At 42.0% G+C, this 13,261-nt stretch carries 12 protein-coding genes and 1 pseudogene; 10 read left to right on the top strand and 3 right to left on the bottom strand.

All coding sequences use genetic code 11. The features are described from left to right. Positions 1-307 precede the first annotated feature (307 nt). The 7 genes and pseudogenes from V7L20_RS05420 (at position 308) to V7L20_RS05390 (ending at position 5,925) form a co-directional block, all read left to right on the top strand. On the top strand, positions 308-793 hold the full coding sequence (locus V7L20_RS05420) for a hypothetical protein (protein ID WP_334743066.1): 486 nt from the start codon (positions 308-310) through the stop codon (positions 791-793). Between the two features lie 128 nt (positions 794-921). Continuing rightward, positions 922-1,542: pseudogene (locus tag V7L20_RS05415) on the top strand (Uma2 family endonuclease). 223 nt (positions 1,543-1,765) lie between these two features. Next, the gene (gene ffh, locus V7L20_RS05410; RefSeq protein ID WP_334743065.1) at positions 1,766-3,232 is read left to right on the top strand and encodes a signal recognition particle protein; all 1,467 of its coding nucleotides are present in this window, start codon (positions 1,766-1,768) and stop codon (positions 3,230-3,232) included. Between the two features lie 121 nt (positions 3,233-3,353). Beyond that, positions 3,354-3,620 carry a 30S ribosomal protein S16 gene (rpsP, locus tag V7L20_RS05405; RefSeq protein WP_334743064.1) on the top strand — a complete coding sequence of 89 codons (267 nt, stop codon included), beginning with the start codon at positions 3,354-3,356 and terminating at the stop codon, positions 3,618-3,620. Beyond that, positions 3,577-4,017, top strand: a complete 441-nt coding sequence (locus V7L20_RS05400) for a KH domain-containing protein (RefSeq protein ID WP_334743063.1) — start codon at positions 3,577-3,579, stop codon at positions 4,015-4,017. Before rpsP ends, V7L20_RS05400 begins: the two co-directional genes overlap by 44 nt. Positions 4,018-4,475: 458 nt before the next feature. Further along, complete coding sequence (locus V7L20_RS05395) at positions 4,476-5,429, top strand: PhoH family protein (RefSeq protein ID WP_334743071.1); 954 nt, start codon at positions 4,476-4,478, stop codon at positions 5,427-5,429. Between the two features lie 91 nt (positions 5,430-5,520). After that, positions 5,521-5,925: a ChuX/HutX family heme-like substrate-binding protein gene (locus V7L20_RS05390; protein ID WP_334743062.1), complete on the top strand. Its 405-nt coding sequence runs from the start codon at positions 5,521-5,523 to the stop codon at positions 5,923-5,925. A 71-nt stretch (positions 5,926-5,996) separates the two neighbouring features. On the opposite strand, the gene V7L20_RS05385 is transcribed toward V7L20_RS05390, so the two are convergent. After that, complete coding sequence (locus tag V7L20_RS05385) at positions 5,997-6,878, bottom strand: LysR family transcriptional regulator (protein ID WP_334743061.1); 882 nt, start codon at positions 6,876-6,878, stop codon at positions 5,997-5,999. 665 nt (positions 6,879-7,543) lie between these two features. Here V7L20_RS05385 and V7L20_RS05380 point away from each other — a divergent pair. Further along, the gene (locus tag V7L20_RS05380) at positions 7,544-8,101 is read left to right on the top strand and encodes a hypothetical protein (RefSeq protein WP_334743060.1); all 558 of its coding nucleotides are present in this window, start codon (positions 7,544-7,546) and stop codon (positions 8,099-8,101) included. 77 nt (positions 8,102-8,178) lie between these two features. Continuing rightward, positions 8,179-8,823: a DUF3318 domain-containing protein gene (locus V7L20_RS05375; RefSeq protein WP_334743059.1), complete on the top strand. Its 645-nt coding sequence runs from the start codon at positions 8,179-8,181 to the stop codon at positions 8,821-8,823. Between the two features lie 641 nt (positions 8,824-9,464). On the opposite strand, the gene V7L20_RS05370 is transcribed toward V7L20_RS05375, so the two are convergent. Further along, positions 9,465-10,262 (bottom strand): 7-carboxy-7-deazaguanine synthase QueE, encoded by a 798-nt coding sequence (locus tag V7L20_RS05370; protein WP_334743070.1) that lies wholly within the window; start codon positions 10,260-10,262, stop codon positions 9,465-9,467. 199 nt (positions 10,263-10,461) lie between these two features. Here V7L20_RS05370 and V7L20_RS05365 point away from each other — a divergent pair, with 199 nt between their 5' ends. Further along, complete coding sequence (locus V7L20_RS05365) at positions 10,462-11,511, top strand: anti-sigma factor antagonist (RefSeq protein ID WP_334743058.1); 1,050 nt, start codon at positions 10,462-10,464, stop codon at positions 11,509-11,511. 292 nt (positions 11,512-11,803) lie between these two features. On the opposite strand, the gene V7L20_RS05360 is transcribed toward V7L20_RS05365, so the two are convergent. Then, positions 11,804-13,261 (bottom strand): YcjF family protein, encoded by a 1,458-nt coding sequence (locus V7L20_RS05360; protein WP_334743057.1) that lies wholly within the window; start codon positions 13,259-13,261, stop codon positions 11,804-11,806.

Raw genomic sequence — 13,261 nt, 5'->3', positions numbered from 1 at the left:
CAGCATTTTTTATCGGCGAAATAGCTGGAAGCTTGGCCTCAACTTCAATAATCTTTTTAATGTTAACTACATTGATGTTGGCCAGAATAGAACCTTTATTGCCCCTGGTGCACCATTTACGGTTGTAGGCTCGTTCTCAGTGGAGTTTTGACGAATTCAAGAGTGACAACGCTCATCAAGGAAAGCATCTTAATCAGGGAATATCTATGATGTTATGATGTTACTTATGCATTATTTTAAACCTTGCTAATTGGTTCCGTGAAGACATAGTATTCTACCTCGTGATATCTAAAATAATTCCAAATTCATGATCAAAAACTTCATAGGATTACTACTCAACGGAGTTATTGTCACCTTTGGACTATTGCCATTATTAGCTCAAGCACAGCAGCCCGTTTCTAATACCCAAGTTGCGGCGATGGTAGAAGCATTGCGACAGGCTGCACCGCAAACAAAAAATCCCAAGGATGGACTTTACAGCGAATGGCAAGTTAAACCAGAAACTCTCAAAGGCTGGTCAAAAACTTGTCTCAAACGAGAACTAACACCGACGCAGTTTGAAAACAGCGCTGCGATCGCTCGCCAAGTCGTATCCTGTATCACGCGCCGTGAGTTAACCAATCAGTTTCGCGCCACCAATAATAATGAAATTGCATCTGTGCGTGGTGCAGCTTGTTGGTGGATGACTGGTAGTTATACAAGTTGTAACAAAGGTTTCACTGCTGACTATGTGCAAAAAGTTGTCCGCCTTTATCAACAACAGCTCTCAAAACCAGCAGCAATTCATTCATAAAAGGGCGATTACAGCAGTTTTGAAATTCTTCGTTCCTATGCTCTGCATGGGCTTATCAAAATAATTACTATAGTTAAAAAATAATGTCGAAAATAACAATAAACTTTATCTAAAAAAAGGTAAAAATCATGACACAATCTCTACAAAAACTATTTATATTTGATGAATTTTTATAATTTTGAGAAACACAACCAGAAAATATCCGTTATGAATTACACAATCAAGATATTATTCAAATGCTACCACCATCTGCTAAACACGAGCAAAATGTAGCATTTTTAACAATTATTTTAGGCTATGAATGTCTTCACCTTAAACTTTATTAAGGTATACCTAAAACCGCTACAGTGAAGCCAGAAAATCAAATGTCAGGCTACTATCCAGATGTTTTCTTAATGAATTTTTCTAACTTGGGTAATGATCCACTATGGGAGAAACAATCAATCCTTAGTAAACCCAATTCAATTCCATTAGTGATTGAAGTAGTCAGTACTAACTGGAGAGATGATTATAAAAAGTTTGCTGATTATGAAGAAATGGATATTCAAGAATATTGGATTGTGGATTATGCAGCTTTGGGTAGCAAAGAGTTAATAGGCGACCCCAAACAGCCAACAATCACAATTTACTCTTTAAGTGATGAGGGCGAATATCGTGGTAAACAGTTTAGAGGAGACGAGCGTATAGAGTCGCCAACATTTCCAGATTTAAATCTGACTGTAGAGGAAATTTTTTCAGCGCGTTATTGATAGTATCAAACACCAGCAAATTCAAGACTTACGCACCCCTACCTTATTTAAATGAAAACTGACTCAATCCCCATGCCCAATGCCCAATAAAGTATCTGATTGCTACAGTCGGGGTGAAAAATACTAAGCTGGTAGATAGCACGTTTAAACTTTAGCGGAAATTCCAAATCGCATTCATCGGCGGTTTAGAATTCCCCATTGGTGAACTACCTATAATTACATTATGTTTGATGCTCTATCTGACCGTTTAGAAGCCGCGTGGAAAAAACTGCGGGGACAGGACAAAATTTCTCAATCCAACATTCAAGATGCATTGCGCGAAGTGCGCCGCGCCTTGTTGGAGGCAGATGTTAACCTCCAGGTAGTCAAAGATTTTATTAGCGAAGTTGAAGCCAAAGCACAGGGAGCCGAGGTGATTACCGGCGTGCGACCTGACCAACAGTTCATCAAAATTGTTCATGATGAACTGGTGCAGGTGATGGGAGAAGAAAATGTTCCCATTGCAGAAGCCCAGGAACAGCCTACTATTGTGTTAATGGCTGGGTTGCAAGGTACTGGTAAAACCACAGCTACCGCTAAGTTAGCCTTACATTTGAGAAAATTAGATCGTAGCTGTTTGTTGGTGGCGACAGACGTATATCGTCCAGCAGCGATCGACCAGCTGGTGACGTTGGGTAAGCAAATTGACGTACCAGTATTTGAACTAGGAAGCGACGCAGATCCTGTAGAAATTGCAAGGCAAGGTGTAGAACGCGCTAGGGCAGAAGGTGTAAACACAGTAATTATTGATACTGCTGGTCGCCTGCAAATTGACGAAGACATGATGGCGGAATTAGCCCGCATCAAAGCAACTGTCCAACCAGATGAAACTCTGTTGGTGGTGGACGCGATGACTGGTCAAGAGGCAGCTAATCTTACCCGCACCTTCCAGGAGCAGATCGGAATTACTGGGGCGATTCTCACCAAGTTGGATGGTGATAGCCGTGGCGGTGCAGCGCTGTCAGTGCGAAAGATTTCAGGAGCGCCAATAAAGTTTGTGGGCGTGGGTGAGAAAGTCGAGGCACTGCAACCGTTTTATCCAGATCGTATGGCATCCCGAATTTTGGGAATGGGCGACGTGCTAACCCTGGTAGAAAAAGCCCAGGAAGAGTTTGACTTAGCAGATGCTGAGAAAATGCAGGAGAAAATTTTGTCAGCAAAGTTTGACTTTACTGACTTTCTCAAGCAATTACGAATGCTAAAGAACATGGGTTCTCTGGGAGGCTTCATCAAGATGATTCCAGGGATGAACAAGCTCTCAGACGATCAGCTTAAGCAGGGAGAAACCCAGCTCAAACGCTGTGAGGCGATGATTAACTCCATGACTCGCCAAGAACGCCACGACCCCGATTTATTAGCCAGTTCTCCCAGTCGGCGGCGGCGGATTGCTGCTGGCTCCGGTTATAGAGAGTCAGATGTGACTAAACTAGTAGGTGATTTCCAAAAAATGCGATCGCTCATGCAGCAAATGGGTCAAGGTGGCTTCCCTGGAATGCCGGGAATGTTCGGCGGTGGCGGTATGGGCAACGCCTTCGCAGGTGCAGGCAATCGTCCCCCAGCCCCAGGATGGCGAGGTTATGATGGCGGTGCCTCAGTCACGAAAAAGAAAAAACCCAAAGATAAAAAGAAAAAAGGCTTTGGCAATCTTTAGGCATTGGGCATGGGGCATTGGTAATTTGCTAATCACAAATGACTAATAGCACCAAATGCTAGACGAGTGCTAAAATTAGCATTTCGGCATACTTACCAATTAGGAGAATGATTCTTCAACCATGATCAAACTGCGCTTGAAGCGATACGGTAAAAAGCGGGAAGCAAGTTATCGCATTATCGCCATTAACAACCTCTCTCGCCGCGATGGCCGTCCCCTAGAAGAATTGGGATTTTATAACCCCAGAACTGATGAAGTGCGACTAGACGTTCCCGGTATCGTCAAGCGACTACAACAAGGCGCTCAACCCACTGACACCGTCCGTCGCATTTTAGTAAAAGCCAATGTTTTTGAACAGGTCAGTGCCACATCTACAGCCGCATCATAATTCGGGAACAATATCCCCAACAGCTAGTCCCAACTATGTTGGGCTGGTTCGGTTTTTAGTGCAGCCGTTTTTGGAATCTCCAGAGACTTTAAGCGTCGATTGCGAAATTTCTCAGGTCCTCAACCGGGCTTGGATTCGCATCGCTTTTGAAAGCACGGATAAAGGGAAAGTGTTTGGTCGAGGGGGACGCAATATTCAAGCGATTCGTACAGTAATTGCTGCCGCCGCCGCCGCAGCTGGGCAATCAGTATACCTGGATATCTACGGCAGCACTACGCCAGGCCGCGAGGGTATGTCTTTTGATGAAGAGACAGAAGAGCGATCGCCACCACCGACTAGGAGAGAACCGCGTGGAAATGATGGGCCTAAGCCCATTGTTAAACCCCGCCTCCGCTAGGTTGAAACTAGAGAGCAAGTCTGAGCGGTTGTGATTACCTCCGCTCAGAATTTTTGTAAAGATGGAAAGTAGCAAAAAGATTTTTGAATCTTTTTTTGAACTCTTCACCAGTAGGAGCGTACAGCCTTACATTAGTGTCAACTTAAAAAAATCTGCTTTGAGAGGGCGTTTTGCCCTCGTCTCCTAACCCCTTCTCCCAAGTTGAGATTCGTCGGGGAACTAGAGAATTTGCTCGCTTTTGGCAAAATTGGCAGAGGGGTTGGGGGTGAGAGTCAAACCTGGAAAGTTCGCTAAATCTAGCTTATACGTTAAGTTGACACCTATGGTTTTATGCCCCTACAACAATTCATTTTTTGCAAAGATTTTTCCAAAATGTAAATAATAAAAGCGTAATTTCGCTAAGGGCGAAAAAACATTAACCTTTGTCAAACATAGATGCTCACCAATTAAAAAATACTATGGCAGGTGCTTTAACAATTCAGCTGCCCAATATTCCCAGTGCGATCGCTCTTGCGGGAGATGCAGAAGAAAATCTCAAAATGCTATCTCGGCAAACAGGAGCCAGTTTAGTGTTACGCGGAAAGGAATTACTGATTTCTGGTACCGAAGGGCAAATTGATCTAGCTACGAGATTAGTGCGATCCCTTGAAGACCTTTGGATTAAAGGCAATACTATTTCCAGTGCCGATATTTTAACAGCTCGTCAAGCGATAGATAGTGATCGACAAGGGGAACTGCAAGATTTACAGCGAAATGTCCTCGCCAAAAGTCGCCGGGGTGAAGAAGTTCGTGCCAAAACCTTCCGCCAGCGTCAATATATCGATGCACTCCGTAGACGCGATCTCACCTTTGGTATTGGGCCTGCTGGTACTGGTAAGACTTATCTCGCTGTTGTTGTTGCCGTGCAAGCACTCCTTGCTAACCAATTTGAAAAGCTAATTTTAACTCGCCCTGCCGTCGAAGCTGGTGAAAAACTCGGCTTTTTACCTGGAGATTTACAGCAGAAAGTTAATCCCTATCTTCGCCCACTTTATGATGCTATTTATGAATTTATCGACCCCGAAAAAGTACCCAGTTTAATGGAACGCGGTGTAATCGAAGTTGCACCCCTTGCTTATATGCGGGGACGCACCCTCAATAACGCCTTTGTAATTGTGGATGAAGCTCAAAATACTACACCCGCTCAGATGAAAATGGTTTTGACTCGTTTGGGCTTCCGTTCTCGGATGGTGATTACAGGCGACATGACACAAACTGATTTACCACTTCAGCAACAATCAGGTTTAGGAGTAGCTTTACAAATTTTAAAACATGTTGAAGGTATTGCCTTTTGCGAATTTTCCCAAAAGGATGTCGTGCGCCATCCTCTAGTTCAGCGCATTGTCGCTGCTTATGAACAATACGAAAAATAGGAATTGGGCATGGGGGATGCGGCAAAGGGCATTAGTTAGGACTGATCGTTTAACCAACGACAAATAACAAATGACAAAGGATAAATGACAAATGACCACAACATTAAAAGAATTTTTAGCAGCTTGTGAGACTTTGGGAACTTTGCGTTTAATTGTTACTAGCAGCGCTGCTGTATTGGAAGCACGAGGCAAAATAGAAAAGTTATTTTATGCAGAATTGCCTAAAGGGAAGTACGCGAATATGCATACAGAAGGTTTTGAGTTTCATTTGAATATGGACAAGATCACTCAAGTGAAATTTGAAACAGGTGAAGCGAAGAGGGGGAATTTTACAACTTATGCTATCCGGTTTTTAGATGATAAACAAGAAGCTGCTTTAAGCCTATTTTTGCAATGGGGTAAACCAGGAGAATATGAACCAGGACAGGTGGAAGCTTGGCAAGCTTTACAGAAGGAGTATGGGGAAATTTGGGAACCGTTAGCAGCAGAAATTTAATATTGATAACTGGTAATTAGGAAATCTAAATCTTCAATTACCAGTTATTTTATTTAACTAAGGCGTAGTTATTAACAGATATTCCTGACAATTTGCAGAAATTCCCTTAGTACAGGTGTCATATCCTCTTGTTGCCACACTACAGCCGTTTCTACTAATGGTGTATTCTCCTCTATAGCGCGATAAACTACACCAGACCTCTGAAGATTTTGCAATGAAGATGGTGCGATCGCAATTCCTATTCCTGCTGAAACCAATGCGATAATTGTTTGCATCTGAATCGCTTCTTGAGTCACTTTTGGGCTGAAATTTCCTTGCTGACAAAGACTTATGATTTGGTCGTAAAGTCCAGGCCCCAAATGGCGAGGGAACATGATAAAGTTTTCATTTATTAGCGATCGCACAGAAATCTTTTCTTGTTCAGCTAAGGGATGAGTTTCTAGCATAGCCACAATTAAAGCTTCTCGCTGAATGCACTCTTGATTGAGTGTGTTGTCTTCTAACAGTGGATGGGCAAAACCTACATGGATGCGACGTTCTTGTAGCGCTTGCTCTTGTTGAGTTGTGGTTAATTCCTGCAAAATCAACTCTACTTCTGGAAACCGTTCTCTAAACCGTCGCAAAATTACAGGAAGTAAATTATAAGTTACCAAACTGGTAAACCCAATTCGTAGTTTTCCCTTCTCACCTCTTCCTGTCTGTTGGGTTAGTTCAATTGCCTTTTCCAGTTGAGCCAAAAGTTGATAAGCTTCTTGCAAAAATACTTGTCCAGCTTCAGTTAGTTGCACGTGTCGCTTGGTTTTACGCTGAAACAGTTCTACTCCCAATTGCGCCTCTAGTTGCTGAATTTGCTGGCTTAAGGGCGGTTGAGCAATGTGCAATCGCTCGGCGGCTCTACTGAAGTGCAGTTCTTCAGCGACAGCAATAAAGTAACGTAGGTGTCGCAGTTCCATTTTTTGATATTTTATAAGTTTGAATTTTCTATAAATATATAAGTGAAGCTACAGAATATTTGGCGCTGTCAATCGAGGTTTCTGCAAAGGTGGATGGAGCTATAGAAAAAGGTTGGACTGATGAGCGATGCCTGCGGCGGGCTACGCCTACGCTTACAGCAATGAGTCGTGCTTCACGATAATGGAGTCAACACCCAGATGGATTTTTTGCTCAAGCTTGGTGTGAAGTTGTGGGATGGAAAGGTTAGATTAATCCAAGATTTTCTAGAAAATTTGTGATAAAAATTTACGTGTTCTTTCTTATTTAGGGTTGCTGAAAAATGCATCAGCTTTAAAATACGCCACCATGCTTGATTTAGAAATACATTCATTTAATCTAGAAGAAAATATTAAAATTGCTATATTTTTCACTGACTAAGATTTTCAAAATAGTGATTTTCGCTTCTTAAATAATGAGCAAGAGTCCTTGAGAAAAATATCATTCACAGCGCCAAACGATCATCTATTTTTCCTCTCTTCAATGCCCCATCCCCCATGCCCGATCCCCAATCCTCTAATTGCATACTTCTATGCAATCGGAAGTAGCTACACCAACCTAAATAACTACCCCTAGCAGGTTAAACTAGGTCTGGTAACAACTGCTCCACGTTCCTTATGAGGCTTTTATGGGAGCTAACCTCAAACAGATTGCCAACTATTTAGACAACCTTGGTTGGGACTACCGTTTTGATGATGAAGAAGACCGGATTATAACAGGCGTGGAGGCTGATAACCTAGAAGATTTCCTAATAGTTGTCCAGCTCGATGAAGAGGGAAAATTTTTCCGAGTATTTGCCCCTCAAGTTCTGGCAGGAATTCAAGACCATCCTCACAAGGCAGCTATCCTACAGACAATGCTTGCTATTTCCTGGGAAACCAAAATGTTGCAATGGGAGTATGACCCATCTGATGGCGAAATCCGTGCCATTATTGAGTTTCCTCTAGAAGACTCGATTCTCACAGAAAAACAATTTCACCGTTGTCTGAGTGGGTTAATTCAGATTGTAGATAGCATAGCAATACCTCGCCTGAAAGAAGTGATGGCAACAGGTTTTGATCCGGGGAATATAGAACTTGGAGAAAGACTGTTACTTAGTATCCAAGAAGAAGCGCCAGGATTGCTAGATTTGCTGGAAAAGGCAATGGAAGCGCGAAAAAAGCGAGGAAGTTTTCCTAGTGAGTGAGACGGATCATCACTTAAATCGCTATACTCCAAAGTGATACCCTCACTATATACTGAAATTTTCTGGGGCTGGATATTATGACATCCTATGCAACCTCCTCTGCCAAAGCGGAAATGAGTGAACTACGGCGGTTGAAAGGCTTACTACCGCCAGAATTACAGAGCTGGGTCACGGTTGAAGGCACAACTGAGGTCAATCCACCCCTGGTTCGTTGCGAAGAAATTGGTAAAGACCAGGTAGAAATTCAAATTGACTTGGTGAAATGGGATGCCCTCGCAATGGATCAGCGTAATCTGCTGTTCTGGCATGAAGTTGCTCGCGTTCAAAATGACACAATTCCTAAAGATGGTTGGGAAATGGCAGCACTAGCCATCGGTTTAGGTGGTGCTGTAGGCGAATTGTGGGTACAAGATGGATTGCTGCTAGTGTTAGCTTTGTCACTTTGTGGCGTGTCAGGCTGGCGACTGTACCAAAAAAATAATGGGGAAAAGCAACTAAAAGAATTGCTCAATGCTGATGAGAAAGCGATCGCTTTGGCAACTCGTTTTGGTTATACTCTCCCCAATGCCTATAAGAGTCTAGGTAGCGCCTTGAAAACCCTGATTGACAATACTCCTAGTAAGCGCCAACGATCAAGATACGAAGCAAGACTCTCTGCCCTCAAACGCAGTGCTAATAAAGCAAAAGCTAGATCTAAAACTCCAGATGAGGGCGCACTGTAGAAACCATAAAGTTAAGTTGGGTAGGCAATACCTACCTAACAAAATGCCTAAATTAATTTTAGAAATTGATAATTCATAACTATGTTTCAAGTAGGGATTTAAACCTACTTGAAACAGTACTGCCTTTATTAGGCGTCGGGTACAAACCCTTTGTAATTGCTTCAGCATCAATACCCGACTCAAGTTTCGCTATTAGACGCACTATCCCAGTAGCTTAATCGCTTAATCATTATCCAGGTTTGAAGAGAAGCCACAAAAGAAGACTTATTGGCCAACCGAAAAATAAAATTATCAGAGCAACAAGACAACCAGACTTACCACGACGTTCAGCATCACTGTAAACTCAAGCAAGACTCTAAGCAAGCAGACCTAGAAACAGAGCAATAAATATTAATGCGATTGTGTTATCCGAGCTAGATGAAAAGGTCTGTGCAAGAAAAAGAGGTGAAATATTTAAGCAATTCAACATGATGGTGAAAGTCCATAGATAACAAGGAAATTTTCGGAATATTAATCTATGGGACAACGCACTCGGCTTTGTTGGCCAAATATGATAATAAATCAGGTTGACATTAAAATTTCATAAAATCTTGGTTTTTCCTTGACTACATCTTTATCAAACTCAAATTTTACAAAAATTTTTACAGTTGGTTTAGCATTTTATGCGTCTGGGGAATCACGCGCACTTGCTTGACAAACCGCTTCATTAAGGCTTGCCACGTCAAAACTTGATCGCTCGAAGGCGCAAGTACAGGTATTGAGGATAATTGTTCAGATACTGCCAAAGGCGTAACAGGCTGTAAAAATACTGAGATATCTGGACTAACCTCTGCCACCAGCAAAGCTGATCGTTCCAACTCAGCGGGATCTGTGTTTTGAGACACAATTATCTTGACAAAAACATTTAAATATGAATCATGACATAATTGAAGAAATTTACTATGTTCTTGCCAATAAATTTCGCCGCTAACACTGGGCAACTTGAAATCCATACCCACAGAGTCTAAGTAGGGAAGAATCATTGCTAGTTGTTCTGGGCGATGTCCGCCAGTTTCTAAGTATATGGGTAAACCAGTTCTGGTTCGCACTTGGGGTAGAAACTGGGCTAAAAATGGAGCATGAAGAAGTGGTTCGCCTCCAGTTAAGCTAATGCTATCGTGTAGAGAAGGTACATTTTGTCGTTCCACCCATTCAGTTAGTAGGGGTAGAGAGACAGGGTTAGAGTGGATTTCAAAGTCGCGTAATCCAGGCGATCGCTCTATCCGACAACTAGCAGGTGCATTCCAAGTGTGGGCACTATCACAAAACTGACAGCGCAAATCACACAAAGCAAAACGAATAAATATCTGACGCATCCCTACATTTAGTCCTTCCCCTTGAATGGCAGAAAAGATTTCAATTAGGCGTGCAGTAGGTGTAACCGTATTTTTAGCAATCATTTGATAGAGAGCAACGCGATCGCGCTGCGTCGGCACAACAACAAGGATGTTTTTTGGCTTCTTGTTCTATTGTGAATCGTCGCTAGCGATCTCCAATCTCAGCCCCGGTAAATCGCAATTAGTCCTTATTACTACTGATTCCAATATTAGATTAAGTAATTTTCTAGGACAAAATAATGTTTGGCAGATTACATTATACATGGCAACGAAAGTGCAGAGCTTCATGACTAGCCAACCGACAGAGGTCGATTTTACAGTTAATTCCCTAAATGACACGGCTATAGTGCAAGTGCCTAAGCGGTTGAGCGTGCTGGAGGCTTTAGGTTTTAAGCAAACCTGCCAAAGCTTAATTCAGCCCAATTCACATCCCAAGCAAATCATTATTGACTTTCACCAAACTACTTTTATGGATAGTAGTGGTTTAGGCGCCCTGGTTAGTAATTTTAAATACGCCCAAACTCAAGGGATTACATTAACACTGCGGAATGTAACACCTCAAATAATGGCAGTCCTAAAACTCACAGGATTGGATCAGGTTTTTCCCTTAGAACTTGTAGATGATGCGCCGCTAATCAAACAGGAAGACTTAGTAGATAATCGCAAGACAACTTCCCGTAAAGTAGAGCAGTTACCCACTACTCACCCTTCTGTGGCATCTTGGATGAAACGGTTGTTAGACATTGTGGGGTCTGTAGTCGGTTTATTAATTACTGGAGTTTTATTTATTCCGATTGCGATCGCTATTCAAATTAATGATCCCGGACCCATTTTCTTCAGTCAAATTCGTTGTGGTTGGATGGGGAAACGCTTTAAGATTTGGAAATTCCGCTCTATGTGTGTGGATGCGGAAGCGAAGAAATCCCAAATTCAAAACCAAGTGCAAGGTGCTTTTTTCAAGAATGAGAATGACCCCAGAATTACTAAAATAGGGCGCTTTTTACGGCGAACTAGTCTTGATGAATTACCCCAATTTTGGAACGTCCTCAAAGGAGAAATGAGTTTAGTAGGCACTCGACCACCTACACCCGATGAAGTGGAACGCTACGAAGTACCGGAGTGGCAACGTTTAGATGTTAAACCCGGTATGACTGGCGAATGGCAAGTGAATGGACGGTCTACAGTTCGTAGTTTTGAAGATGTAATTCGCTTAGATTTGCAGTATCAAAAAAATTGGAGTCTGGTGTACGATTTAAAGCTAATTTTCAAAACTATAGCTATTCTGTTTAATAGAAACAGTGGTGCTGTTTAGCTAACTACCCTTATTCACAATTTTTTGCTAACTCCTAATCACAATGATTGTTAGATACACCCAAGTCTACTTCAGGCTTGGGTGTATTTTAGGTTTTCCTACAGCACCAGGCAAGTGTCAGCCAATTTTTTATTTTAGATTGACCACAGGGATAATTTATCTTTCTTGAAGTAAAGATACTTATTTTTTATCTAAGATTAAAATTGAGAACTTGAAAACAAGTTTCAATTTTGGATTTTGGATCATTCAATCCAAAATCCAAAATCTAAAATTTGGTAATCCTGGTATGAGATTATCCTACTGCCTTCTGAACACCAACTATTTCTACCTGCTGCACTTCTGGCAACAAACGCTTCACGCTTTGCTTAACAAACCCTTGCAAAAAACCAATTTGCTGATTTTGCTGAAATACCTTTTGCAAGGTTTGCCGCAAATTCTCCAAATTTAAACCAGTACCAGAATCTATCGCTATTTCTTGCTGTTGGAAATATTCAACTAGACTTAACCCTGCTACTCTAGTTAGATAAGCTGCACTTACTCCCTGCACTACACCGCCAGCGACAAAGGTAACGGCATTACTTTTCAGAACAGTACTAATAGCATTCGTAGAAAGTTCAACTAAACCGAGTTTAAGCATCAAACTTCCCATCGATCCAGCTACAGTTTGTCCTTGTTCTAGAGAAAATTTCTGCTGATAAATATTACCCAAATCCATTACCATCTGAGCATTAATTGCCGCAGTTGCTAAAATATCAAGGGCTGGGACTGGGTTAGCAAAGGCAGCAGCAGCAGCTATCCATTGATATTGTTCAATAATTGGGGTAGCGCGATCACGCCTAGTTCCATTCAACCAGTTTTTCGCCTCAGCTTTTAACAACCCAGTTTTTCTCATGGTTGTTACCCAAACTAGCCGTTGTCCCTGCTGTACCAAAACTTCACCTAACTGCTGCGTCAACTGCTGGATATTTGGCGCTGGTTGTTCCATCCACTCTCGCACAGAACCATCAGCCTCATGCTTTCGGACTTTTATGCAAATGGGAGAGGCCGCAGTTGCAACTACATTTCCCTGCGTTCGCTGTTTTAATTGACTAAAGACGCTGGCGCTTTCATCAGCTAAATACTGGTCTTGTTTGTTGAAAACTAGGATTATAGGCTGATTTGCTGCTTTTAGCTGCTGTAAGGCTTGAAATTCTGAGTCTGTCAAATCACCGTTTGTCAAGAATAGAACAAAATCAGATTTTGCTACTTCTGTTAAAATAGCCGCATCTGAATTGTCAGCCGCTTCTCTAAACAAAGGTGCTGTCTCTTCTAAAGACACGAAATTTCGTGTCTCAAGATTTTGCTTTAGCACTTGAATTAAAGTGCTTTTACCTACGGATTTACCGCCAGTTACAGCAACTTTAATTTCTTGTCTGTCTAACTCCAATAACAATTGGGCAACTTGTTCTGTGAGTGTCTGTAACGCCGGATGGTTTTTTGCTTCTTGTGCTAGTTGGTTAATTACAGTTTCAGTTTTAGTGATCGCACTTTCCACAGTCGCCCGATCTACCACCATACCATCTAGCTGCTCTAAACTGTTTTTTGTGCGATTTTTTTGGAATAACCACAAACCACCGCCTATAGCTAAGGCACTCAATAAACCAAACTCACCTACCTGCACTACAGAATCGTGCCAACTGTCCAACATCCACAGAGAAAAGGACAGTCCCAATCCTCCGACTAAAATTGGTCGCTGCAACTTCACAACCAT

The organism is Nostoc sp. (genome assembly GCF_036916735.1).
Lineage (GTDB): Bacteria > Cyanobacteriota > Cyanobacteriia > Cyanobacteriales > Nostocaceae > Nostoc.
The sequence above is the reverse complement of the archived record's forward strand: the minus strand, read 5'-3'. Positions and strand labels throughout refer to the sequence as shown.